The organism is Yoonia sp. TsM2_T14_4, assembly GCF_049602355.1.
Classification (GTDB): Bacteria; Pseudomonadota; Alphaproteobacteria; order Rhodobacterales; family Rhodobacteraceae; genus Yoonia; species Yoonia vestfoldensis_A.
Genome location: NZ_CP187137.1, coordinates 1,589,666 through 1,613,628, shown reverse-complemented (window position 1 = coordinate 1,613,628; position 23,963 = coordinate 1,589,666). Strand labels below are relative to the sequence as shown.

The 23,963-nt window shown below is 56.8% G+C and carries 18 protein-coding genes and 1 pseudogene; 3 read left to right on the top strand and 16 right to left on the bottom strand.

The window, feature by feature from the left end:
- Nucleotides 1-132 precede the first annotated feature (132 nt).
- Nucleotides 133-687 (bottom strand): recombinase family protein, encoded by a 555-nt coding sequence (locus ACPF9B_RS07875; RefSeq protein ID WP_424176552.1) that lies wholly within the window; start codon nt 685-687, stop codon nt 133-135.
- 517 nt (nt 688-1,204) lie between these two features.
- Between ACPF9B_RS07875 and ACPF9B_RS07870 the strand changes: the two genes are divergently transcribed.
- Nucleotides 1,205-2,476 (top strand): hypothetical protein, encoded by a 1,272-nt coding sequence (locus tag ACPF9B_RS07870; protein ID WP_424176550.1) that lies wholly within the window; start codon nt 1,205-1,207, stop codon nt 2,474-2,476.
- A 158-nt stretch (nt 2,477-2,634) separates the two neighbouring features.
- Here the strand turns inward: ACPF9B_RS07870 and ACPF9B_RS07865 are convergent, their stop codons facing one another.
- From ACPF9B_RS07865 to ACPF9B_RS07855, 3 genes are all read right to left on the bottom strand, one after another.
- On the bottom strand, nt 2,635-2,766 hold the full coding sequence (locus tag ACPF9B_RS07865; protein WP_424176548.1) for a hypothetical protein: 132 nt from the start codon (nt 2,764-2,766) through the stop codon (nt 2,635-2,637).
- 333 nt (nt 2,767-3,099) lie between these two features.
- The gene (locus tag ACPF9B_RS07860; RefSeq protein WP_424176546.1) at nt 3,100-4,281 is read right to left on the bottom strand and encodes an ammonium transporter; all 1,182 of its coding nucleotides are present in this window, start codon (nt 4,279-4,281) and stop codon (nt 3,100-3,102) included.
- Between the two features lie 769 nt (nt 4,282-5,050).
- Complete coding sequence (locus ACPF9B_RS07855; protein WP_424176544.1) at nt 5,051-8,521, bottom strand: class I SAM-dependent DNA methyltransferase; 3,471 nt, start codon at nt 8,519-8,521, stop codon at nt 5,051-5,053.
- Between the two features lie 58 nt (nt 8,522-8,579).
- On the opposite strand from ACPF9B_RS07855, the gene ACPF9B_RS07850 reads away from it, so the two are divergent.
- Nucleotides 8,580-8,996, top strand: coding sequence for a hypothetical protein (locus tag ACPF9B_RS07850; protein WP_424176542.1), 417 nt, complete (start codon nt 8,580-8,582; stop codon nt 8,994-8,996).
- 191 nt (nt 8,997-9,187) lie between these two features.
- Here ACPF9B_RS07850 and ACPF9B_RS07845 read toward each other — a convergent pair whose 3' ends face one another.
- The 10 genes and pseudogenes from ACPF9B_RS07845 to ACPF9B_RS07800 all read right to left on the bottom strand — a co-directional run bounded on the left by ACPF9B_RS07845 (nt 9,188) and on the right by ACPF9B_RS07800 (nt 20,102).
- Nucleotides 9,188-9,502, bottom strand: coding sequence for a hypothetical protein (locus tag ACPF9B_RS07845; RefSeq protein WP_040483078.1), 315 nt, complete (start codon nt 9,500-9,502; stop codon nt 9,188-9,190).
- A gap of 591 nt (nt 9,503-10,093) precedes the next feature.
- Nucleotides 10,094-11,029: a lytic murein transglycosylase gene (locus ACPF9B_RS07840; protein WP_424176540.1), complete on the bottom strand. Its 936-nt coding sequence runs from the start codon at nt 11,027-11,029 to the stop codon at nt 10,094-10,096.
- A gap of 263 nt (nt 11,030-11,292) precedes the next feature.
- Nucleotides 11,293-13,545 carry a methyltransferase domain-containing protein gene (locus ACPF9B_RS07835; RefSeq protein ID WP_424176538.1) on the bottom strand — a complete coding sequence of 751 codons (2,253 nt, stop codon included), beginning with the start codon at nt 13,543-13,545 and terminating at the stop codon, nt 11,293-11,295.
- A gap of 117 nt (nt 13,546-13,662) precedes the next feature.
- Entirely contained in the window at nt 13,663-14,586 is a 924-nt protein-coding gene (gene rfbA, locus ACPF9B_RS07830) for a glucose-1-phosphate thymidylyltransferase RfbA (protein ID WP_424176536.1), read from the bottom strand.
- Nucleotides 14,583-15,452, bottom strand: a complete 870-nt coding sequence (gene rfbD, locus ACPF9B_RS07825) for a dTDP-4-dehydrorhamnose reductase (protein ID WP_424176534.1) — start codon at nt 15,450-15,452, stop codon at nt 14,583-14,585. Before rfbD ends, rfbA begins: the two co-directional genes overlap by 4 nt.
- On the bottom strand, nt 15,449-16,498 hold the full coding sequence (gene rfbB, locus ACPF9B_RS07820) for a dTDP-glucose 4,6-dehydratase (RefSeq protein ID WP_424176532.1): 1,050 nt from the start codon (nt 16,496-16,498) through the stop codon (nt 15,449-15,451). Before rfbB ends, rfbD begins: the two co-directional genes overlap by 4 nt.
- 3 nt (nt 16,499-16,501) lie before the next feature.
- The gene (gene rfbC / locus ACPF9B_RS07815; RefSeq protein WP_424180385.1) at nt 16,502-17,068 is read right to left on the bottom strand and encodes a dTDP-4-dehydrorhamnose 3,5-epimerase; all 567 of its coding nucleotides are present in this window, start codon (nt 17,066-17,068) and stop codon (nt 16,502-16,504) included.
- A 341-nt stretch (nt 17,069-17,409) separates the two neighbouring features.
- Entirely contained in the window at nt 17,410-18,045 is a 636-nt protein-coding gene (locus ACPF9B_RS07810; protein ID WP_424176530.1) for a class I SAM-dependent methyltransferase, read from the bottom strand.
- Nucleotides 18,046-18,048: 3 nt separating this feature from the next.
- Nucleotides 18,049-19,122 (bottom strand): annotated as a pseudogene (locus ACPF9B_RS07805) (DUF3419 family protein).
- Between the two features lie 146 nt (nt 19,123-19,268).
- The gene (locus ACPF9B_RS07800; RefSeq protein WP_007204444.1) at nt 19,269-20,102 is read right to left on the bottom strand and encodes a UDP-2,3-diacylglucosamine diphosphatase; all 834 of its coding nucleotides are present in this window, start codon (nt 20,100-20,102) and stop codon (nt 19,269-19,271) included.
- Nucleotides 20,103-20,313: 211 nt separating this feature from the next.
- On the opposite strand from ACPF9B_RS07800, the gene ACPF9B_RS07795 reads away from it, so the two are divergent.
- A complete protein-coding gene (locus ACPF9B_RS07795) occupies nt 20,314-21,465 on the top strand; it encodes a glycosyltransferase family 4 protein (RefSeq protein WP_424176527.1) in 1,152 nt (383 codons plus the stop codon).
- Between the two features lie 84 nt (nt 21,466-21,549).
- On the opposite strand, the gene ACPF9B_RS07790 is transcribed toward ACPF9B_RS07795, so the two are convergent.
- Together ACPF9B_RS07790 and ACPF9B_RS07785 are read right to left on the bottom strand one after the other, a co-directional pair.
- The gene (locus ACPF9B_RS07790; protein WP_424176525.1) at nt 21,550-22,791 is read right to left on the bottom strand and encodes a saccharopine dehydrogenase family protein; all 1,242 of its coding nucleotides are present in this window, start codon (nt 22,789-22,791) and stop codon (nt 21,550-21,552) included.
- Between the two features lie 24 nt (nt 22,792-22,815).
- Complete coding sequence (locus ACPF9B_RS07785; protein WP_424176523.1) at nt 22,816-23,910, bottom strand: carboxynorspermidine decarboxylase; 1,095 nt, start codon at nt 23,908-23,910, stop codon at nt 22,816-22,818.
- Nucleotides 23,911-23,963: the final 53 nt, after the last annotated feature.

The following is a 23,963-nucleotide window of genomic DNA, read 5'->3' as shown; positions in this document are numbered from 1 at the left end:
CATAATAAAGCATGGGCCAAACTAATTTTTTGTCTTGCATACCAATGGGGAAACCCTTGGGGGCAAAACCCCTGTCCCAGAAAATAGGGGTCCCAAGAAGCATAGCTGCGCTACTACTACGATACGCCAGCATCAAGCCGCAAGAATACGGTAAAGGCTTGCCCTGCTGATGCCCAGCTGTTCACAGACCGTGGCCTTGGACATACCTGTCTTCAACAACGACAAAGCAGCATCTGACTTGTTCATGGCAGTAGGTTTACGACCTGTGTACTTGCCCTCAGCCTTGGCCTTGGCAATACCTTCACTCTGACGCTCAAGCATCATCTCACGCTCGAACTGGGCAACAGATGCCATGACGTTCAACATCATCTTCCCTGTGGCTGTTGTGGTGTCTATCTGCTGACCACCCATCGACAAGATGACTAGCCCTGCACCCTTCGCCTCCAGCGTCTCAAGCAACTCCCCAAGATGCCTGACAGACCTTGCCAGACGGTCCAGCTTGGTCACGACCAGCTTGTCACCCTTGCGCAGAGACTTGATGGCAGCATCTAGCTGGGGGCGTTCACCAACAGATGACACTTGTTCCTGATAGACTTCCTCACAACCGAAAGCCTGTAGGTCCCTGACTTGGGCCTCAAGCCCAGCCTGTTGGTCCAGTGTCGATGTTCTTGCAATTCCTACCAGCAACGTCTCAATCCCCTGTGCATGATTCTCAATAGGGTTATAGTATATTTAGAGAACTGCTTCAATAGGATTATTATTGCCTAGTTTTGAGACACTATTGGGCTGTTTCACTGAGGCAGGATCGTATGAGACGGCAGGCAACAACCAATACCAGCAGATCATTTCTAATCGAGCCAAGTATAACGCTGGTAAACGGCCCGATTGGCTAGCAAGGGGGGGCGATGGAAATCAAGTGTAGCGGGAACAGGTTGAGCAGACCCTAATAGTGGTTCGCACAAAATGCACTGCTGCAACAGAAAGTGGAGCTGGATCGAAGTGTAGTCAACAATCTGATCTATGATACTAAATGTCGTAACAGTAATCGGTCTGTGAGATTTACTTTTTCATTCGAACACATAACCTGCGCTACCAACCATAGTCTTTGTCCCCTATGCTCCTCTTAGTCTAACTAAGTTAGTAGTTATACTTTATAGCAGGTTGATCCTTCCATTAACTAATGACACTTGTGAGGCTTAGCGGTATGGCAACAGACAAACTTAGCGCGCCCTCAGGTACGTTTGCTGTACCAAGATATTATATCCCTGACTTTAGCCATGCTTATAAGCCTGCGCGTGCGCTGTTTGATCAGTTAAAGTGGGAGAAGGGTCGGTGGAGAGCTGACGCACTAGAATTTCGCTTTAAGGCTTTCTGTTGCCTACTTTGGGCTGCTGTTGAAGACCCGAAGTGGACTATTCATACAATCTTGAACAAGTCGCACTATGACGTGTCCAAGTGGCCTATCGGCTACAGGGCTATGCAAGATACTGTGCAGCAGTTGGAAAAAGAAGGATGGTTGGTCAAAGCTCATCCAAGGGAGAGACATCGCTCCCAAAGATACCTTGCACCCAAGAACTCCCCACTTCGGGCAATCAAAAAGTTCAAAGTCAGCGAAATGTATTGGGTGCCACCAGTCGTGAGCATCAGGCGAGGTGATAAGAATGGCCTTGATCGTGCGCCCCTAGACGTAGAGCTAATGGCAAACAAGAAGTGGAAAGCGTGGATAGCAAAGAATATCGTTCCGCCGATGGAGGCATTGAACGATAAACTGTTAAGCCATGACTTTACTTTGTTTCCATTTGGGAAGTCGAACGCAGATGCGTTCAGCCAACCACAATATCAACGTATCTACACAAACATCGCAGGATTTAAGCAGACGCCAGATTTGACGCATGGTCGAATTTATCCGCGTAATTTCTTCTTTCCGAGTAAAGACCAAGGTTGGCGGCAGATGACTTTGATCGATGGTCAAAGAACCGTGGAGGTTGATGTCCATGCTTCCTCTCTGACCCTGCTCTCAGAACATTATAACTACCAGTTTTCATTGCCAGATACGGATGACTATTACTCGTATGGACCACTTGGCGACCTCAACAGACCTCTTGTAAAGACTACTATACAGGCTGTCATTAACGGGGTTTCGTTAGAGCGGAAAAGTTGGCCAACCTCGTTCAAAGAGGATGCTAAAGTTCAACATCTTGTTGGAGATCAGGATTGGTCTGATTATTCATCAGCTATCCTTGCGGTCTATCCAGTTTTAGCAAAATTAGAAGCTGATTTGGGCCTTCGGCTCATGCTTGATGAGAGTAACATTATCATAAGGGCCATGAACAATTTGCTCGATAGAGGCATCGGCTGCCTTTCGATACATGATTGTTTGATCGTCCCTGAAAATAATGTTGGTGATGCTAAAGAGGCATTTTGTGCTGCCTACGCGAAAATGGATTGGAAGCCGCCAAAGTTAAGGGTTGAGTGAATAACGCCAGTCGCCTGTTTGTGCGCGGATTGACGTTGAGGGCCTCACGGACATGACCTCGAGCGCCCCTGCGTATACTTGGCTAGGCAGGCTAGGTAGTTTGACAGCAAGCCCTCAGGCGACCTCTCAGCGCGCCTACGCTGGGCGACATCCCGTGATTAGATGACAACAGGGGAACAGATGACACCACGCAGAAACCCGTCCAGATCAGACAACATCATATAATCGTCAGGGCTGTCATCAGACCACAGGTAGGCACCTAGACTTTCGAGGCCGATTTCATCTGACATACTGGTACCAGCTCCTTGTTGACGCCATACTGACAACATTTCTCATCTCATCAAGGATTGCCCCACCACTGTTCCCAACTTGCAGCGCGGCATCAATCTGGACGTTTGAGCAATTGTTCCCAATCCCAGCCAAAGAACTGATGATACCCTTTGTCACCTTGATCGAAGAACTGACTTCATTGCCGAAAGGATATCCCGCCATCTAGATGTCTTGCAGGAGTTCTGGTTGATCGCCACTCAACGCAAGCACAGTCGGTAGGCTGAAATCACCTTTCAAAAGGGCCAGATCGTTCTGTAGGTCATATGTGATGACTGTCACTGAGAAAGCGCGACCTAGCTGTTGAATTCGTAGGCCCGTTCACCATGCACGGCCAGATCAAGGCCTGTGGTTTCGGTCTCGTCATCCACGCGCAGTGTTGTTACCGCCTTGCAAATCAAGATGAGCGCGGTTGTCACGACCGTTGTGTAAACGCCCACAATCACAAGGCCGCCAAGTTGCGTCGCCCATGCACCCGCGCCGAAAACCGCGATCATGATGGTGCCGAAGATACCGCCGACACCGTGAACGGCGAAAACGTCCAATGTGTCGTCGATCTTGATCTTGTTGCGGAACAAGCTCACGGCCTCTTGGCACAGAATACCCGCGATGGATCCGATGATCAGCGCCTCGACGGGGCCGACAAAGCCTGAGGCGGGCGTGATCGAGGCAAGGCCCGCGATTGTCCCTGTAACCATGCCGACAAGAGATGATTTGCCGAATTTCACGCGCTCCCACAGCGCCCATGTGAGCGATGCCGCAGCAGCCGAAATATGTGTGACAGTGATTGCCATTGCGGCCCCGCCATCAGCAGCAAGCTGTGAGCCGCCGTTAAAGCCGAACCAGCCAACCCAAAGCATTGCGGCCCCGATCATGACCATACCGGGGTTATGCGGCGGCTTGGAGTGATCACGGCGTGCACCAAGAAAGATCGCCAAAATCAATGCGGCAAGGCCAGCCGTTTCATGCACCACGATACCACCGGCAAAATCACGCACTCCGGTGTCACCAAAAATACCGCCATCGGCCAGTATGCCGCCGCCCCAGACCCAGTGGACCACAGGCGCATAGCACAACAGCATCCAGAGCGATGAGAACAACAGCACAAAGCCAAAGCCGATCCGCTCGACATAAGCGCCGACAATCAGGGCAGGGGTGATGATCGCAAAGGTCATCTGGAAGGCAAAGAACAGAACCTCCGGCAGGGTGCCCGACAGCGTGTCGGCGGTGATCCCTGACAGGAACATTTTGTCCAGACCGCCCCAGAACCCACTGGTGCCCGATCCGAAGGCGATGGAGTAGCCGAAGGCAAACCACAGAATGCTCATCAGACAGGCAATCGCATAGCAATGCATGAACACGCTGAGCACGTTGCGCGCGCGCACCAGCCCGCCATAGAACAGCGCCAAGCCTGGCAACGTCATGAATAGTACAAGCGCCGTTGCCACGATGATCCACGCGGTATCTGCTCCGTCCATTGTCCCCTCCTTCAACTCTTTGGTCCTTGTTGACGGGGTTAGGTCGGATTCGAGCTGCCGGTTAAATAAGCAATGGCTGTGGATGGCGATTAATCTGCAAGCATTTTGCGAAATGACTAATCCGCGCGCGAAATTATCACCAAATGATTAATTACTGGGCGTATCTGAATCGACAGCCTTGGTAAGAAGCGCCAACCGGTGGTCGCGTGCCGCAACAAATAAACCGATAGTGACACCATGACCAAGCTATCAACCATAGGCGGCCACGTGATCTATTTATACTGCCGTTGCGGCCACTCTGCTGGCCTTCCAGTGGTGGACCTGTTGAAGACCCTACCAGAGGCTACCACGGTATCTCAGGTCGCTCAGGCGGCGCGGTGTAAGGGCTGTGGGGCAAAGGGTGACATTGTGTCCACACGCATCGTTTTCTCTTTGCCTGACTGATGATCCACGAAGCCGTAAGCTGCCAACAATATGGTACTAGAAATGTAAAGGATATGGTACTAACTTGATTTCGAAATAAATACAAAAATCATTATAAATCATACAGTTAGTTAACTTACATGGCTTAATGTGAGTCCGTGTGGGGGCACCATAAAATCCCGTAAGTCTGTTATATTAAAGTGATTGCACCGCTTTAGGGTTTGGCGCTGTGATGTGTTCCGCCATCGGGCAAGTTTTGCTGCTTTGTGGGGAACCGCCCGATCAGTGACAGCAGCGGTATCCGCAAAACAGCAAAGCGCTGCTTGCGACTGGCAAAGCCCACAGATCACACTGCGAACCGCCCGCCTTCCACGATGCGGGCTTGACCCAATGCTGTCAGGCTTTCCAGCAGTGGTTGCACGGTACCTGCGCGGGCGCGGGCAAAGCGGCGGGCGACTTGGTCGGGGGTGGCTTCGCCCATGTCGGTCAGGGCGGCGCGGACGGCCTTGATCTGTTCGGGCAGGGTTTTGGGCCATGGTTCTTTTGCCGTGGCGATAGCGGGGCCAAGGTCCATTGCGCCTTGGTCTGCCTTGACGGTCGCGGCGTGACCGGCGGGGTTCTGATATTCGGGGCGCAGCCAGCGGACCAGCCCGCGCGCTTCCTCTGCCGCGCGGGTGCGGTTGAGGTCCACCAAGCGGTGCAGAATGTCATCATCGGACAGGTCCGCAGGCCAGCCATAGGCCTCGGCCACCGCCCTGTCGATCTGGTCGTGCAGATCGCGCAGGATGCCCACCAGCCCTTGGCTATAGATTTCCTTGTCCTTGCCTTCGATCCGTTCATTCGCGCGCAGTTTTTCCAGCACGTTATACATGGCGGTCAGGGTTAACTTGGGGTGCGTGGCCTGACGCTCTTTGCGATGCGCGTCGAGCTGTTCGCCAAGGCTGCGCAGATGCGTTTTTTGGGCCTCGGTTGGGTCAGGGAAGGGGAAGGGGTCGAAACATTGGCCTTTTGGGTAAACAGCATCGCCATCATACATTCCGATCTTCGCAGCGTTCGCGATAGCCCATACCCAATGCGCTCTCGCTGACACCACTGCGAAGAACCAACTGTCGTCAAGGGTCAGCGCAACCAGCTTATTGTCTGGCAAGATATCACCATTAACCAGACTGAAAATTCTATGCTTCGCCGTTTCGACAGTTGCGATGTATCGCTTTAGGCCATCCAATGCAGGGCGCATATCTTTGCGGGGTTCCCCGTGTATCCACCAGTTCCTCTTGTAGCTTTCGCGGTTGTTCTGGTCCCGTTCTGGTTTCACTTTGTCCAGAACATGCTGATAAACAGAAGGAAACCGGTTGCGCACCTCAGCTTCGGTAAGCCCGAAAAGGTCGATGACCATCACGCCACGTGGGGTTGCCGTTAGGTCGCGCCCGTTGCGGTAGTTACGGATATGGTTTTCCAGTCCGGGCACGGTGCCCAACCCCAACGCACGAGCCTCGGCCCGAGAAATGATAAATCCCGAACCAATCACTTGCACGCCACGGTGCGCCAATTGCTCATTCGCCTTCAACGGAACCGCCCCCGCCACATCAGCCCCAATCCGCAGATTGCCAAAAATCTTGCCCTTCTGGATATCAAAGCGAACCAAGCGGCCTTCGGCCTCGGCCTCGCCTTTGGCTTCTTCGGCCACGGTCAGCAGCCGCCCCATCGCGCGACCCTTTTCGGCCACGGTCATGGCGATGCGCACCGCCGCGCCATCGCCTGCATCCACCCATGGATGGTCGGGAATGGCATAGGTCAGCGACAGCGGAGTTTTGGGGTCGGTCAGATGCGGTTCCAGCACTTTGCGGTTCAATGTCTGGCGCAGTGAATTGGTGGTGATCAGCCCGAAACGCCGCGCCCCTTTGGCCTGCGCCTTATCCGTGGCGGGTTTCCAATCGCGCGCAGCCTGTGCCGCCTTGTCCCACCAGAACATGACGAAATCTGCGCTTTGCGGCATTTTTGGATAGGCCTTCCACAACGCCTCGGCATAGCCATCGCCCAAGGCATCGCGCATCCGGCTGGCCCCGATAAACGGCGGGTTGCCGATGATGAATTGCGCATCGGGCCATTTGGCGGGCTGTGGTTTGAGATAATCCAGCACCGCAATGCGCGCCGCCGCATCCGGCACCTGTTCGCCCGTGACGGGGTGGGTGGTGGTCTGCCCGTCCCAGCGGGTGACGGGGTTGCCCGCATCATCCAGCCGCGCCTTGGTGCCTGCACAGGTCAGCACCGCATCGCGGTTTTCGATATTGCGAAAATCGCGCAGCACAGGTTCGGACGGGCTGGCCGTGCCATGGGTGCGGAAATGCCATTGCAGATAGCCGATCCACAGCACCAGTTCGGCCACCGCCGCCGCCCAAGGGTTTAATTCGATCCCAAGGAATTGGTGGGGGTCCACGGTATGCCCTGCCAGCGACAGCGCCGCCTGATCCTCGCCCAATTCGGCCAGCAGGGCGGTGACCTCGCCTTCCAGCCGCTTCATCAGTTCCAGCGCGACATACAGAAAGTTGCCCGATCCGCAGGCCGGGTCCAGCACGCGGATGTCGCATAGCTGGTCGTGAAAGGCGCGCACAGCGGCGCGGGCTTCATCTTCTTTGCCCTGCGCCGCCAGCGTCAGTGCCGCCGCCTGCACGTCGCGCCAATCGCTGCGCAAAGGGTCCATGATGGTGGGCACCACCAGCCGTTCGACATAGGCGCGCGGCGTGTAATGCGCGCCCAGTTTGTGGCGCTGTTTTTTGTCCAGCGCGCGTTCCAGCAAGGTGCCGAAAATGGCGGGTTCCACCTCGCGCCAGTCGCGGTTGGCGGCGTCGATCAGCAAGGACAGTTGCACGGCATTCAGGGGCAGGGCGTCTGCGTCTTTGAACAGGCCACCGTTAAAGCGTTTCAAGTCGATCATCAGCACTTGCGAAAAACCGCCTGTGTTCATCGTTTCCCACAGACCTTTCAGCGCGGGGGCCGCGTGTTCGGGATGCCCGCGCAGCCGTGTCAGCAGGTCTGAAAAGCTGTTATGCGGGATCAGGTCCACATCTTCGGCAAACATGGTGAACAGGCAGCGCATCAAAAAGCGCGCCACGGTTTCGGGTTCGTGGCCTTGCCCTTCGAATGATTTGCCAAGTGCGGCCAGCCTGTCGGCCACTTCGCGCGTGACTTCGGCGGCGATTTTCGAAGGGTCAAGCGCGTGCGGGTCGGTCCAGATCATGCGCAGGCGGTCTTGGGTCGCCTCATTGCGCAGATCGTCCATGGTGATGCGATAGCGGTTGCCATCGGGATATTGGGTGTAACCTTGGCCTTGCCCCGAAAAATCGGCATAAACCTCGATCACATGGCCCACGTCCACCACCAGCAGGAACGGCGGCCAGCCATCTTTGCGCGATACCGCGCGGGCGTATCCATCTGCCTGATTGCGGGCGCGCAGCATGGTATCATCCCAGCGCCGCGTGCCGCGCGTGCCGTGCCCTTTGCGGACAGCATTTGGCAGGTCGGGGATCAGGCTGGGCTGGCTGTCAGTGTCGGGCTGGTCGCCGCCCACGCCTTGCTTGGCTTCCATGACAAAGTGTTCGGCGCGGTAAAGGTCGATAAAGCCCCGCGATTGCGTGCCCGTGTGTATGAAGGTGACAGGGTGTTCGAAGCAATAAGAATTGGCCGCTGCAGTTTCCGTGGCCGGTGCAGGCCGTGGCACGCCCAGCGCGTCGCACAGTTCATTGGCGAAGGTTTGGAAATTCGCGCGTTCGCTTCCGCCCGAGTTTTTCCAACGGTTGATAAATGTCTCTATCGTCACAACACATCACTCGTTACGTCACCAGTATTGCAACTATAAAGTGTAAAGGGGAAGTGTTATGATCGATCCGCGACGCAATTTGCTGTTCGGTCAGAAGTTGTGGGTGAAGCAAGCAAGATTGGCTTTAGGCACTGGATTGCTATTCCCAATCTTTAGTTTGCCCGTTCCAGTGCCGCCCTTTTGGCCCGTGCCGGTCACAGATGTACCGCACCGGGTTTGTCGGAGGCTCCAACTCCTGAGGAGGATGGCGCATCATGAGCAAGACCAGGACACGTTTGCCCCTGAAGTGCGTGAACGCGTGGTGCGAGTGGTCTTCGACAATGAGGGGCAGCACCGGTCGCGTTGGCAGGCGATTATGTCGATTGTGGCGAAGATCGGCTGCGCACCCCAGACTCTGAACGACTGGGTCAATAATCGCCGCCTCCTCGGGCCTATCGGGAACATCCCGCCCGTAAAAGCCAAGGCAAACTTCTAGGCAGCTCTGGAAACCGAACATGTGGCTGCGTAACGAACCGAAATCAGCCACCGGCAAACGCGGTGCGGTTCAATCCTGTCAGCCATCGCTCTCTTGCTTGCAAAGGCCGTTGCACTGGCGTCCGTTGCCGTTGGTGATCTCTTCGACGTCCATACCAGCATGGCCAAGACGCCGTGCATCCCGTCTCGCCATTATTGTAAGGGCACCAAACCAAGCGGCGCGTTGATCAGCTTGTAGCCTGCGCGCTTTTCGGCGCCAGTCTTTTCAAGGTAGCCACGTTTGATCAAATGTTTCAGCGCCCGAAAAAACGTGCTGCGGGATATGTCTGCCATCAACGGATGCTCTTGCAATTCGACCAGCGAAACCTCTGGTTTGGCACGGGTCTGTATGGCAACGGCATAGAGCAGGCGGGTCTCCTGCTCTGGCAGATCAGCAAGCCCAAGATCACGCTCCATATCCAATAGAAGCTGTCGCAGATCTGCTAAACGCATCAATCCGTTCGTCATCACTTGCGCCACACGCTTGCTTGCGCCGGATTGGTACAAAGTCGCGCGGCGAAGTTGAAATCGTCCATTTTGCGGCTCATCGCTCTGAATCCATTGCCATTAAAGGTGTAATTAACAAACTATACGCGCTGGATAACACTACGTACTGGCATCGATTTTACTTACGTAGGCCTCAACCAGCCTTTTACGCAGAACGCCGTCACATGGGGTGATACCCCAGACCCACCACAGGTTTTTCAACCTGCAAAGACCATCTACTATGATAAGTTAACGCATGACAGGCGAGATTGCAACGCGACGCCGCTGCGCAGACAAGGCATCCGCGGCGTTTGCAATTGCGCCGCAAGGTCGGCCGCATCTGACAGCGCAATCGCAAGGCGTCCGTCAGGGTTTCGAAACAGGCGCGGTTTAGATCACGCAGAGGACGCTTGGAATGGCCCCGGCGGTCTGGCGTGATCTGAACTGGCGCCGCGCGCCCGAGCATAGCATCAGACAGTTGAAGATGTCGCGTCGCCTTGCCCGCCCCATGCCTGTTGGGTGTCAGTACCGGGCTGTGTCCTGCCAGTTACAAATCGCTGCGGTTTGGTTTGCTCAGCCTGCAACGGTCGGCGGGAAAGGCATTTGCAACTTTGCGCCACCGGCGATCCGGTCGGCCAGATGGCCTACACCGATCGCATAGGCATCGGAATTGTTATAGCGTTTGATTGCGCGGAAATTGGCGGTGGTGGTAAACCGTGGCCCGCCCCGCTGCGGTTCCAGCGTGCCACGCGGGTTCTCGCGCCCCCAGCCTATGCCGGTCTGCCAGCCGCTGCGGGCCAGGTAATTGGCCGCACTGGCCAGCGCGTCGGAAGGATCAACCGCCCAGATGTCGCGTCGCCCGTCGCCTGTGAAATCCACCGCGAATTCTGCGTAAGTCGTGGGGATGAACTGGGTATGGCCCATTGCGCCCGCCCATGATCCGGTCATGCGCGCAGGGCTGATGTCGCCCGCTTGCAGGATGCGCAGGGCTTGCAGTGTCTGCGCCTCGAAGAATGCGCCACGGCGGCCCTCATAAGCCAGGGTCGAGGTGGCCGCAATCACGGGGATGTTGCCTTGTCGTGCGCCGTAAAAGCTTTCTAGTCCCCAGATCGCGGTCACGATATAGCGGTTAACGCCGTAACGCGCCTCGATCGCGTTCAACACGGATGCATGGCGGGCATAGGCCGCGCGGCCCTTGGCGATCCGTTCGTCAGAGGCCGCAATGGCTAGGTAGTCCTGGAGCGTGCGGCGAAATTCCGTCTGGTTGCGGTCGCGCGTCACCACACCGGGCAGAAAGCCCACGTTTTGGAAGGCCGCATCAAAGGTTGTGGACGACAAGCCTTGGGCTAGCGCGCGGCGCCGAAACCCTGCGACCCACGCGTCATAGCCGGCATTGCGCTGCGGCAGCAGGTCAGGCGGCGTGGTGCCGCTCGTGTCGCGCCGCGAGGCACATCCCGCCAGCAGGCTTGCACCCAGCGCCGCGATGATGAAACGTCTGTCGGTCGTCATGTTATCCGCGTTTTCGTTATTTACTGGACAGTCTATTGGATGCTGTCCGTCGCACAAGCCTGCCATGATCGGACCAGCGGGGGCTTGCCAGGAGGGATGCGGTTTTGCGGCCATTGCGCCGGTTCTGCAGCCTGACTGCCTGGCTGAGCCGTGCCGCTATGAGTATTTGAAGAAAAGAGAAGCTGCCAGTGGCGCGAGGCTGGCCAGATCTGTCCAAAGCTGGTGCCGCCCAGCGTGATGCGCCATGAGCGAGTGATCGGCTATCATTTTTTGGCGCGATCTCTGCGCCTTGCCCGCGCATTCAGTCTTACACGATTCAATTGTTTGAGAATTGTCAGGAACTCGGATCGGTTCTTCTTGGAGCTATCCAGATCAATATTGGTGTGCGATCTCGGCTGGTTTTCGGTCCAGACCTTTCCGTCACGCGGAATCGACATGTGGTCAATTGCCGAACTTACAGAACCGCCATTGGCGAGAAAGACAGATTTCCAATTCAGGATACCAACGTTAAGGGGGTTATCTCTTATCAATTCAACCTTGATAAAGGGGAGGCCCTGAGATACCAAGTGATCCCAATAGCTATGGGATACGTTTACGCCCGCGTATGTTTCTTGTGGCATATTGCAAAAGAGATCATTCATCGGGAACAATATGCGCGTTGAAAGATTAAATTCATTCTTAATACTGGATAATAAGCTTATCTCGTAATTCTGTATGACATCAGATTTATTTGAAAGAAACGGCAAATTTTCGATAAACTTTCTGAATGCGATACTTTGCAAGGCTTTGTTCTGTAGAATCATGAAATACGTTTGTGCATGATGCTGGCGCACATAGGATTCTGTTGCAGCAATAAAGTCTTCTGTACATTCTCCGCATTTTTTTAGGAAGGTGGGGAGCAAGTCAGGGAGAAGAAACATACTATCATTTACAAGAAGCACACGATTTGCCTCTTGCCAGTCGGCGAGGTGTTTGAGGCAACTGGTCCACGAGCCAAAATCATAACCAATATTCTTTCTCAGAATAATCGCAGTGTCGCCATTTATATTTCCAAGATCTAATGCTTGCGCTGGGTTGTCCATCGCGAGGCAGAGGATGACGTCTATTTTATTATTCTGAAGCTCATTTATGTAGTTTGCAGTTGCATCAGATATTCTGTCGGACGATGTGTAGGCTGCAAAGATACAAACATCTCGGCCTTTCATCGGTCTTGGTTGGCGAAGCGTGATGGTGTAATCAATGTCGGTTTTGTCCCCCCCAATCTCAGAATCAAGATAAGAAAGTTTCTGATGTTCCTGCTTTGCAACTTCTATGAAAAATGCAGGCTCGCCTGCGAATTGCGCGCCTAGATCGATTTCTTTTTGCATGACCTCTATAGATCCGGAGATCAGTCTCAGTCGATTTAAAACTGAATGACCATGCCTGCCTTCGATAAGGCCGGCATAGAGCAAGGCACAACCCATCCAAGATGGGACCAGATGATTGTCGAGTTGTTTGCGATTTCGTGACAGATCAAGTGCTGGTTTGATATCGGCAAGATCTAGATCTAATCCCTCTTTTGCCACTTTCTTGAAACATTCATAAAACCAGTCGGCCCTGTCAAACTTTCCCAGGTTGTAGGAATCCTTCATGCCGCGGTAGACTGCGCCGCTGGCAACGTGATGATCTGCATTGTCTGACAGGATTTTCAGATAATCCAGATACAAATCCCATGCTGAAAACCCTATCTCGATATCGGGCAGGGCTTTTCTGGACGCCCACGCAAAGAGCCTATGACCACAATCATGGACTTTCACATGGTCAAATCCCGATTGTGTCAACAAGTCAGACAAGGCGCTTTTCGATGACACAAAATAGTGAAACCCGGGAGACAGGGTGGCAAGAACAACATGCTTGTTGCTGGTGGGTGTGAGTATGGTTGCACTCGGCGTTGTCAGTATAAGTATCCCATCATCGGACAAGGCGGTCGAAATCTCCTTGATAAATTCAAAAGGGTCTTCAACATGTTCGATGACTTCGCTGCTATAAACATAGTCAAATCGCCGGTCCTTGATCGCTTCTGCATTGGCGTAATATTCGGGAACGACTGTTATACCGAGCTTTTCGGCACCGATACGGCCATACGCGCTCATTTCCAATCCAATGGCGTCACCCCGACCCATCGTTTGCCAGAAATGCGGAACATAGCCAAATCCGCATCCAATATCCAAGAGACTACCGGTTGGATTGGATTTCAACGCAAAGATCGGCTCGAGCATTGCTGATATTCCAGCGCCGTTTTGAACGTAATTATACCAATAATCTTGGGCGAAATCCTGGGTATCATAGCCATCAACAGGATCATCATCAGTGAAATAAGCTGTGCCGCATTGCTGACATAAATTCATATGCAGGTCTTTTTGATTGTAAGAGCCGCTTTCGACTTGCAGCAATGGGCTGCTGTCACTTTTTGCGCACATAGGGCAAGGCTTGGCTGCCGTTGTGGTGTCGGTTGTCCCGAAATGAACTTTGACCATCTTTCTACTTTCCTGCCACGGTCATAACGTCCGGTTCTTGGGTCTTGTGGCGAAATGCACCGCGAAACTGGGATGTTTCAATCTCGCTGGTCCGTCGTGGTTTTGTTTCACCTTGTCTCAAACAGGTTTTATTTGTCGTGCGGGGGCGGGCTGATGCGCGCCGTATTCGTTCGTTGTGATACCGCGCAAATACGCGCCGTATTCATTCTTGGCATAGGTTGCGGCGGCCTTGGCCAGCGTGGCGCTGTCGATCCAGCCTTGGGCATGGGCGATTTCTTCGGGGCAGCCGACTTGCAGGCCTTGGCGTTGTTCTAGCGTGCGCACGAAATTGCCGGCGTCCAGCAGGCTGCCATGGGTGCCGGTGTCGAGCCAGGCATAGCCGCGCCCCATGCGTTGGACCGAGAGCGTCCCCTGTACGAGATAGATATCCAGCAACGAGGTAATTTCCAGCTCGCCGCGGTGTGAAGGCGTGACGCTGCGCGCTTTGGCGGGGGCGGTGCCGTCAAGGAAATAGAGGCCCGTGACGGCATAATTCGACGCAGGTGTCGTGGGTTTCTCGATGATCGATACTGCCTTGCCTGCCGCATCGAACCCCACCACGCCATAGCGTTCCGGATCGCTGACCTGATAGCCAAAGACCGTCCCGCCCGTGGTTTGCGCGGCCGCATCGCGCAGCAGATCAACCAGACCGTGGCCGAAAAAGATGTTGTCGCCCAGCACCATGGCCGATGGCGCACCGGCCAGAAAATCCTCCGCCAGCAGATAGGCCTGCGCCAACCCATCGGGCGAGGCTTGCACGATATAGGTGAACGCCAGCCCCCATTGGCTGCCATCCCCCATCATGCGCTGGAATTGGCCCTGATCCTCGGGGGTGGTGATGATCGCGATCTCGCGGATACCGGCCAGCATCAGGACGCTGAGTGGGTAATAGATCATCGGTTTGTCATAGACCGGCAACAGCTGTTTCGACACGGCCATCGTGATCGGATAGAGCCGCGTGCCGGAACCGCCCGCCAGAATAATCCCCTTGCGTTGGGTCATTGTCGCTCTCCTTGCAGGGATTGCAGAACATGGCGCAGGCTGCCTTGCCAGTCGGGCTGCGCGATGGCGTAATCGCGCGCCAAGGCGCTGCAATCCAGCCGCGAATTGGCAGGGCGCGCGGCAGGTGTAGGATAGGCGCTGGTGGGGATGTCCTGCACCGCGCAATCGATGCCTGCACTGGCAAAGATCGTGCGCGCGAAACCGGCCCAGCTGACATCGGGGCTGCCGCTGAAATGATAGGTTCCGCTGATCCCGCGCCCTGTGTGAAAGGCGCGCGCGATGCTGATCAGCGCTGCGGCGATATCATCTGCAGCGGTCGGCCCGCCATGCTGGTCGGCGACCACGTTGATATCGGGCCGCATCGCGCCAAGGCGCAGCATGGTTTTCACGAAATTCGCGCCATGGGCCGAAAATACCCAAGAGGTGCGCAGGATCACATGGGCGCCAGCGGCGGCGCGCACGGCATCTTCGCCCGCCAGTTTTGTCTGGCCGTAAATGCCCAAAGGGCCGGTCGGGTCATCCACCTGCCAAGGTCTGCTGCCACTGCCACCGAACACATAATCGGTCGAGATATGCAAAAACGGGATCTTGCGTGCGGCACAGGCCCGCGCCATGGCGGCGGGCGCTGTGGCATTGATCGCGCGGGCGAGATCGGGTTCGCTCTCGGCGCGGTCCACGGCGGTATAGGCGGCGGCATTGATCACGACATCGGCATGGGTTTGCGCGATGATCGCGGCGCAAGCGGCGGTATCGGTCAGATCGGCACGGTCGCGGCCAAGGCAGGTGATGGTGATATCTGCGCAGGTCTGCTGTGCCAATGCGGTGGCGACTTGGCCGGTTTGCCCAAAGACAAGCACATGCATCATGCCTTGGTCCCCAAGCGTTGGCCGACACCGGCGCGCGCCTGCAAAGGCTGCCACCACGCGGCATGATCCAGATACCATTGCACCGTCAGGCGCAAACCTTGTTCGACAGTGACGCTGGGCCGCCAGCCCAATTCGTCGCGGATACGGCTGGGGTCGATCGCATAGCGCGCATCATGGCCGGGCCTGTCGGTGACAAAGGTGATCTGATCGGCGTAGGACCCCGATACTTTGGGGCGCAAATCATCCAAGATCGCGCAAAGGGTGCGCACAAGCTGTAAATTGCTGCGTTCGTTTTCGCCGCCGATATTATAGCTGCGTCCCAACGCGCCCTTTTCCAGCACAAGCAACAGCGCATCGGCGTGATCTTCGACATAAAGCCAGTCGCGCACATTGGACCCGTCGCCATAGATCGGCAGCGGCTTGCCTGCCAGCGCGTTTAGAATGATCACTGGCACCAGCTTTTCGGGGAAATGATAGGGGCCGTAATTGTTGGAACAATTGGTCAGCACCACCGGCAGGCTGTAAGTTTCATGCCAAGCGCGCACCAGATGGTCGCTGCCCGCCTTGGACGCCGAATAGGGTGATCGGGGGTCATAAGGGGTGGTTTCGGTGAATTTGACGGCAGGGTCCGCTGGCAGTGAGCCGAACACCTCGTCGGTGGAAATATGATGAAAGCGGAAATCCGCAGGCTTGCCCTGTGCTGTCCAATAGGCGCGCGCAGCCTCCAACATGTTGAATGTGCCGGTGATATTGGTGGCAATGAAATCAGCCGGCCCGTCGATGGACCGGTCCACATGGCTTTCGGCGGCCAAATGCATCACCGCACCCGGGCGATGGGCGCCAAAGATCCGGTCCAGCGCCGCGCGGTCGCGGATATCGGCCTGTTCAAAGGCGTAATCAGGGTTGCTGGCCACGCTGGCGACATTGTCCAGACAGGCGGCATAGGTCAGCGCGTCAAGGTTCACCACGCTATGCCCGCGCGCAATGGCCAGCCGCACCACGGCCGATCCGATAAAGCCCGCACCACCTGTGATCAGCAGCTTCATCGCCTAACCCTCGAACACGAAGGGGGTATCCAGATCGCGCAGCAAGGGCGCTGCGGCGTCCTTGTCCGACAAGATCGGCGCAACCCCCGCAGGCAGGCCCCAATCAATCCCGATATCCGGATCATCGAACCGGACCGCACCATCACAGGCGGGCGCGTAATAATCGGTGCATTTATAGATGATTTCAGTATCGGGTGCGCGGGTGATGAACCCATGCAGGAAACCGGCAGGGATCAGTAATTGCCGCCCGTTTTGATCCGACAATTCCTCGCCCAGCCATTGGCCATAGGTTGGCGAACCACGGCGAATATCCACCGCAACATCAAACATACAGCCCCTGCCGCACCGCACCAATTTGGCCTGCGCATGGGGGGGCGATTGGAAATGCAAACCGCGTATTGTGCCAATTTGCGCCGAGAGCGAATGGTTATCCTGCACGAAATCAAGCGTGATGCCTTGCGCCGCAAGCGTTTTGCGGTTCCAGCTTTCCGAAAAAAACCCGCGCGCATCGCCAAAGCGGGCAGGGGACAGGATCAGCACTCCAGCGAGTTTTGTCGTCGTGATCTGCACCAATGTTTCTTCCAATCGTTTTTTGGCACACGCCATGATGGAAAATCTTGATCAGACGCTATCGTCCGCGGCGTATTTTTTCCTTGGCGGCTTCTCGCATAATCTACGAGGATTGTACGAAATACTGATTGAGGAATATTATGAGTAAAAAGAATCGATAATTTTAATAAATGTTTCGGATAGACACCTGCGCCGCCATTTGGCGTGCGGGTGGCAACACGTGCGACGTCTTGCGTCATGCACGCTCCGCCAGCCGTGGCAGATCATGCCAGATCATTGGAAATGCGGCACAGTTGCGGGGGGGGGGGGGGGGGGGGGGGGGGGCTGGCCGCGCAGGCCGGTCAGGTCCGCGTCAGGACCGCATGTTGCGCATAGCTGCCGTATAGATCGCGCATCTGCAGCGTCAGGCCCTGCGCTGTGGCCAGATCCGACAGCACCATGGGCAGGCTGTGGCGCGGCGTGACATGAAACCGTGCCAGCCAGCCGTTCAACACGCGCCTTGCGATGGCCGGCAGGCGGTGCTGTTGCCCGAAATCGACCAGATGCAGACGGCCCTTTGGGGCCAGCTGGTCCAGCGCATGGTGCAATGCCGCTTGCCAGTCGGGGATCATCGACAGGCTGTAGGAAAAGATGATGCTGTCGAATTGCGCGACCCCAAAGGCTGCGCGTGGGTCAAAATCGCAGGCATCACCTTGGGCAAGCGTGGCGCGTGCGCCAAGTTTCGCACCCGCGCTGCGCAGCATCTGCTGGGATATATCCAGCCCGTAAAGTGCCGTATGCGGGTATCGCTGCGCGATATGCTGCAAGTTGCGCCCCGTGCCACAGGCGATTTCCAACACCCGCCCTTGCGGCGGTGGCGCAAGATTTGCGATCAGATGATCGCGCCCCAGCAGATAATAGGCGCGCGTGGCATCATAGACCCACCGCTGATACCGGTACGTGTCGTCCATCAGCGCGGCATGTGATCTGTCGGTCATGCGTTACCCCGCAAAGCGATAAAGATGTACGCCCCCGTAAATTGCTGACCGGTCCTGCGCAAAAGCCAGGGCAGATGCAGGTGCATCATAGTGCCAGCGCGCCAGCAGATCGGCCGGCACCCGACCGGGCAGAATATCGGCATGCCCGCCGGTGCGGAACAGCACCCTTGCTCCGGGCCGTGCGGTGCGGGTGATCTGCGTCCAAAGCGCGGTCAGCTGCGCGTCATTCATCCAGTCTTGCGCATCAAGCAGCACATAGGCATCCAGCGCTGCCTTTTCGCGCGTGGCCAGATGGTCGGTCAGTGACTGGTTCAGGGCGCGGACACGGTTGGCACGCGCGGCGATATCGGGGAAATGCTGGCGCGCCAGATAGGGTGGGACCGCTGCGTCTGGCCTGTCGGCATAACCGCGGTGAAAGGCTTGCCACACGAAATAATTGTCCTGCACCGGAAATTCGCAGACCAGCCGCCGCGTGCGTTCGCGCAGCACCTTGATCACATCACCGCCGCCATCGGCGGCCAGTTTGTCGTATTACGCAGGCGGGATGCCCAGCCCGAACAGCGATGTGCGCTGGCGGGCAAGCAACCGCACGACTCGCTTGTCGAACAACGGGTCGATGACAGCCGCGTGAAACTGGCGCTGCGCGTCCAGGCTTTGCGCGGATAACAGCGGGCGCAGGTCGGTGCGCGTCAGTTTTGCCAGCAGATGCACCGCGCCGATGAACCGCCCCAATATCCCGTGCCGGTAAAGGTTGCGCGCGAACATGCCGGCCCTTTTGCGGCCCAGATGCCGCCCCGCCCAATAATCGCGGGTTTGGGCATCCAGATGCGGTGCAAGCTGGTCCAGCACCAGCGCCGGATTACCGGGCAGGTTGGCGCGGCCAAACAGATCATAAAATGCGGCTTGGTCAAGATGTTGGGCCGCGGCCACCTTCAGACGCAACAGCGCGATATGGGCAGGCGACAGATCGACAGCCGTCACAGAGGCGGGATCAGCGGTCAGATAGGACATCGCATTGCAGCCGCCCGATGCGATGCAGATCATATCCGCCCCCGCAGGCAGCGCCAGCGCCGTCATATCGGCAACGGGGTCTTCCCAGATCTGGGCATAGACCAGCCCTGCGAACAATCGTGCAAACAGCCGTTCCTGTATCCCCGTGACATGAAAGCGCGGGTTCTGGGACACGGCCGCGTCAAGCTGGCCTGCGACATCGGTTACTTGTGTCATCGTGTCATCGCTTTCTGTACAAGCTGCGTTGCAGCGTCCATGCGGTCGCTGATCTGCGGCGCAAGGCCGAATGCATGCTCGCGTCCCCCAAGGCGGCGCAGCGTGCCATCGCCGGGGTCTTCCAGCGCGGTCATGCTGTCGACCCAATCGCCACAATTGGCATAGGTCAGGCCGAAACGGTCATGCAGGGCGGCGATGTGGAAATGACCGCAGATCACCCCGTCCAGCCCTTTGGCCCGCGCAAGATTGACCATCCGCTGTTCATAGATCCGCCCGCGATAGCGCATCTTGTTCGCCGCGATCAGCAGCCAGTCAACCAGACCGCGCACATGCGGCTGGCGGCGCGATAGCTTGCGCAGCAGGCGGTCGCAGCGGCGCAAACCGTGGTCGATCAGGCTGCCCAACCGCGTCATCATATGCGCGCGGATCAGGCGGTCATCAGCCTCGTCACCATGCACGATCAGATAGTTTTTGCCCTGCAAGCTCTGATGCACATGGGATGCGACATAGTCCGCATCCAGCCGCGCATGGGGCGGGATCAGGCTGGGGTCAGGGTCATGGTTGCCGCGCACATAGATCAGCCGTGCGCCGTTGCGCGCGCGGGCCTGCAGATGGTCGATCACGGCCTGATCCTGCGCCGTCCAATGCGGCAGCAGCGGATGCCACAGATCAAGGATATCGCCGATCAACACATAGGTATCCGCGCGGTGCTGCTGCAGGAAACGCAGCACTAAATCGGGCCGTGAAGACAGCGCGCCCAGATGCAGGTCGGATATGAACAAGGTGCGCTGCGGTGACGGGGGCGGAAAGGTCAAACGTTCAATGGTCATCAAATCACCCCATCACTTGTGCATGTTGCGCGCGCCTTGAATCGCTCAGCGGGGTGACAGGGGCATGACCGGCATGTATCAGTTTTGTCTCAACCCCGGATTGTGACGAAAACCGCACAGGCGGACAACAGGGCTGGTCTGTTGCGCCGGGCTGACATGAAATTGTCATCTTGCGCGCGCTAGTTCGGCGAACCTTGTTGCAGGATGCCAAATGACCATCGCCAGGCCGGTTAACGCGCTACCCGTGCCGATCCGTCCTATAGGGCAGGGGCGGCCAGCGGTGCCTGCGCAGCGCATCCTGATCGTGACCGATGCTTGGGCGCCGCAGGTCAATGGCGTCGTGCGCAGCTATGAAAACATCATCCGCGAATTGCGGCTGTTGGGCCATGACGTGGCTGTGATCAGCCCGCGGGATTTCCCGACCTTGCCGTTGCCGGGCTACCGCGAAATCGCGCTGGCGGTGTTTCCCTATCGTCGCTTGGCGCGCAAGATCGCGCGCTATGCCCCCGACCGTATCCATATTGCCGTCGAAGGCCCCTTGGGCTGGGCCGCGCGGCGCTATTGCCTGCGCCATCGTCGCCCCTATTCAACGGCGTTTCACACCAATTTTCCCGCCTATCTCGCCCTGCGTGCGCCCGGGGTGGTCCGCGCACCGCTGCAAAAGCTGACGCTATGGTTGCTGCGGCGGTTTCATGATCGGGCCGCACATACCTATGTCGCCACTCCGTCGATCACCGCGCAATTGCGCGCTTGGGGCTTTACCGGTGTGGTCCGGCCATTGTCGCGGGGTGTCGATGCGGGGGTGTTCTATCCACCGCCTGTTCCTGCGCGCAATGATGTGCCGGTCCTGCTTTATGTCGGGCGGGTGGCTGCGGAAAAAAACCTCGACGCCTTTCTGGGCCTGACAACCGCGCAGACCGGACCCGTGCGCAAAGTCGTGGTGGGCGATGGTCCGGCACTGGGCGCGTTGCAGCGTGCCTACCCCGATGTCGCATTCCTTGGTACGCTGACGGGGCAGGCGCTTGCCGATACCTATCGCGCGGCGGATGTGTTCGTGTTTCCGTCGCGCACCGATACCTTTGGCATCGTGTTGATCGAGGCGCTTGCCTGTGGTCTGCCAATCGCGGCCTTTGACGTGCCGGGGCCTTGCGATATTGTCACCGACCCGTCGCTGGGGGCCTTGGATGACGATCTGGGGGCGGCCATATCCCGCGCACTTATTGCACCCGGCACCCGCGAAAGCCGCAGCGCGCATGCCTATGAGCGCTATAGCTGGCACGCCGTGGCTGCGGCATTTCTAGGGTGTCCGGGGCATGATCAGGACAGACCGCATGGTTCTGTCCTAAACCCAGCCGCGGGATGACGCCCCGTCCTTAGCGCTGCGCACAGCCCGCTTTTGGCGATTGACCAAAGGCGCGCCAGTTGTAGGCGTTCTGCTCGGTCATCGTTAGGCTTGGTCCCATGCCCGATCGCCAGCCCCATCCTGCACGCGCGTGGGCAAGCCTATCCGGTCAAGCAGCGTGAACAGCGGCTTTGGGTCCAATTCTTCCACGTTCACCATGCGGCCCAGATCATAGGTGCCATCCGCGATCAACATGGCCATGGCAACGGGCGGGACACCGGCAGTATAGGAAATCCCCTGGCTGCCAACCTCGGTATAGGCGTCCTTGTGATCGGCGATGTTATAGACGAACACCTCGACCTCCTCGCCGTTTTTGGTGCCTTTCACCAGATCACCGATGCAGGTCTTGCCGGTGTAATCGGGCGCAAGGCTGGACGGGTCGGGCAGCACCGCCTTGACGAGCTTTAATGGCACAACCTCCAGCCCTTCGGCGGTGGTGACGGGCTGTTCGGACAACAGGCCAAGGTTTTGCAGCACGGTGAACACGTTGATGTAATGGTCGCCAAACCCCATCCAGAACCGGATATCAGCCTGCGGGTAATTGGCCGCCAGCGAATGCACCTCGTCATGGCCGGACATATAGGCCTTTTGTTTGCCAACGACGGGCAGGTCCCATTCGCGGCCGATTTCGAACATCTTGTTTTCTTGCCAGGCACCTTTCTGCCAACTGTAGACCGTGCCGGTGAATTCGCGGAAATTGATCTCGGGGTCGAAATTGGTCGAAAAATAGCGGCCATGGTTGCCGGCATTGATATCCACGATGTCGATGGATGTTACGTCATCCATGAATTCATCCACAGCAAAGCGCGCAAAGGCATTGACCATGCCTGGGTCGAAACCGGCCCCCAGGATCGCGGTGACACCGGCGGCAGCGCAGGCGTCGCGGCGTTTCCATTCGTAATTGCCATACCACGGCGGGGTTTCGCAAATCTTGCGCGGGTCTTCGTGAATGGCGGTGTCGATATAGGCGGCACCGGTCTGGATACAGGCCTCTAGCACGGTCATGTTCACGAAAGGCGAGCCGACATTGATCACGATCTGCGCGCCGGTTTTGCCGATCATCGCCGCGACAGCCGCGCTGTCCATCGCGTCAAGGTCGTGGGATTCGAAAACGCCCGCCTGTTTCATCGCGCCTTTTTCATGCACAGAGGCGATGATCGCATCGCATTTGGCGCGCGTCCGGCTGGCAATGTGCAAATCGCCCAAAACATCGTTGTTCTGCGCGCATTTATGCGCCACGACCTGTGCGACGCCACCCGCGCCAATGATAAGAACATTGCGTTTCATCGTATCAAAACCCTTTTTGATCACTCAGGACAAGGCGGCAGCGAAATCAGCATAGTCGAAATCACGTACCAATCGTGTCGTTCCATCCAGTTCACGAATCGCGATGCTTGGCATCTTGACCCCGTTAAACCAGTTCTTCTTGACCATCGTGTAACCAGCGGTGTCCTGAAATGACAGACGATCACCTGCCTTGAGCGGCGCATCAAACAGGAATTCACCAAAGATGTCACCCGCCAGACAGGATTTTCCGCAGATCATCCATTCATGCGCGCCGGTATTCGGGGCGATCTTGGCCGGTTCGCGGTAGATCAGCAGATCAAGCAAATGCGCCTCGATCGAGCTGTCCACGATGGCCAGATTTTTCCCGTTATGCATCGTATCCAGCACGGTGACTTCAAGGGTGGCAGCGCCGGTAATGGCCGCCTCTCCGGGTTCCAGATAGACTTGGACGCCGAATTTTTGCGAAAATTCCTTGAGCCGCAGCGCCAGATTTTCCAGCGGGTAATCTGCGCCGGTGAAATGAATGCCGCCGCCCAGACTGATCCACGCCATCTTGTGAATGATCGCGCCAAAGCGGTCTTCGATCAGGGTCAGCATTTCATCGAAACGGGCAAAGCTGTCGTTTTCGCAATTGTTATGAAACATCAACCCGCTGATCTGATCAGCGACCGCGGCTATTTTCGCGGGGTCATGTTCGCCCAGCCGGCTAAACGGGCGGGCGGGATCGGCCAGATCAAATTCAGACGTCGATACCCCCGGATTGACCCGCAGGCCGCGCACATGCCCTTGCGACGCATCGTTGAATTTCGCCAATTGCCCGATCGAGTTGAAAATGATCTTGTCGGAATATGCCAAAACCTGTGCAATTTCGTGATCGGCATAAGCTACCGAATAGGCATGGGTTTCACCGGGAAATTTTTCACGCCCCAAGCGGACTTCGTACAGCGACGACGACGTCGATCCATCCATATGCTCTGCCATGAAGTCGAACACCGACCATGTCGCAAAACATTTGAGCGCGAGCAGACATTTCACCCCCGACGCCTCGCGCAGCCAAGAGATTTTTTCGAGGTTGCGAAGAAGACAAGACTTGTCGATCAGGTAATACGGTGTCTGCACGCCAAGACCTTTCGTGTGATTTGCGTGGGCGACTTACACCAAAATCCTATGGA

What these genes read in the sequence shown, in the direction of transcription:
- ACPF9B_RS07870 (WP_424176550.1), top strand. Translation starts at nt 1,205, where the DNA reads ATGGCAACAGACAAACTTAGCGCGCCCTCAGGTACGTTTGCTGTACCA.
- ACPF9B_RS07865 (WP_424176548.1), bottom strand. Translation starts at nt 2,766, where the DNA reads ATGTCAGATGAAATCGGCCTCGAAAGTCTAGGTGCCTACCTGTGGTCT.
- ACPF9B_RS07860 (WP_424176546.1), bottom strand. Translation starts at nt 4,281, where the DNA reads ATGGACGGAGCAGATACCGCGTGGATCATCGTGGCAACGGCGCTTGTA.
- ACPF9B_RS07850 (WP_424176542.1), top strand. Translation starts at nt 8,580, where the DNA reads ATGATCGATCCGCGACGCAATTTGCTGTTCGGTCAGAAGTTGTGGGTG.
- ACPF9B_RS07845 (WP_040483078.1), bottom strand. Translation starts at nt 9,502, where the DNA reads ATGACGAACGGATTGATGCGTTTAGCAGATCTGCGACAGCTTCTATTG.
- ACPF9B_RS07840 (WP_424176540.1), bottom strand. Translation starts at nt 11,029, where the DNA reads ATGACGACCGACAGACGTTTCATCATCGCGGCGCTGGGTGCAAGCCTG.
- ACPF9B_RS07835 (WP_424176538.1), bottom strand. Translation starts at nt 13,545, where the DNA reads ATGGTCAAAGTTCATTTCGGGACAACCGACACCACAACGGCAGCCAAG.
- rfbA (WP_424176536.1), bottom strand. Translation starts at nt 14,586, where the DNA reads ATGACCCAACGCAAGGGGATTATTCTGGCGGGCGGTTCCGGCACGCGG.
- rfbD (WP_424176534.1), bottom strand. Translation starts at nt 15,452, where the DNA reads ATGATGCATGTGCTTGTCTTTGGGCAAACCGGCCAAGTCGCCACCGCA.
- rfbB (WP_424176532.1), bottom strand. Translation starts at nt 16,498, where the DNA reads ATGAAGCTGCTGATCACAGGTGGTGCGGGCTTTATCGGATCGGCCGTG.
- ACPF9B_RS07810 (WP_424176530.1), bottom strand. Translation starts at nt 18,045, where the DNA reads ATGACCGACAGATCACATGCCGCGCTGATGGACGACACGTACCGGTAT.
- ACPF9B_RS07800 (WP_007204444.1), bottom strand. Translation starts at nt 20,102, where the DNA reads ATGACCATTGAACGTTTGACCTTTCCGCCCCCGTCACCGCAGCGCACC.
- ACPF9B_RS07795 (WP_424176527.1), top strand. Translation starts at nt 20,314, where the DNA reads ATGACCATCGCCAGGCCGGTTAACGCGCTACCCGTGCCGATCCGTCCT.
- ACPF9B_RS07790 (WP_424176525.1), bottom strand. Translation starts at nt 22,791, where the DNA reads ATGAAACGCAATGTTCTTATCATTGGCGCGGGTGGCGTCGCACAGGTC.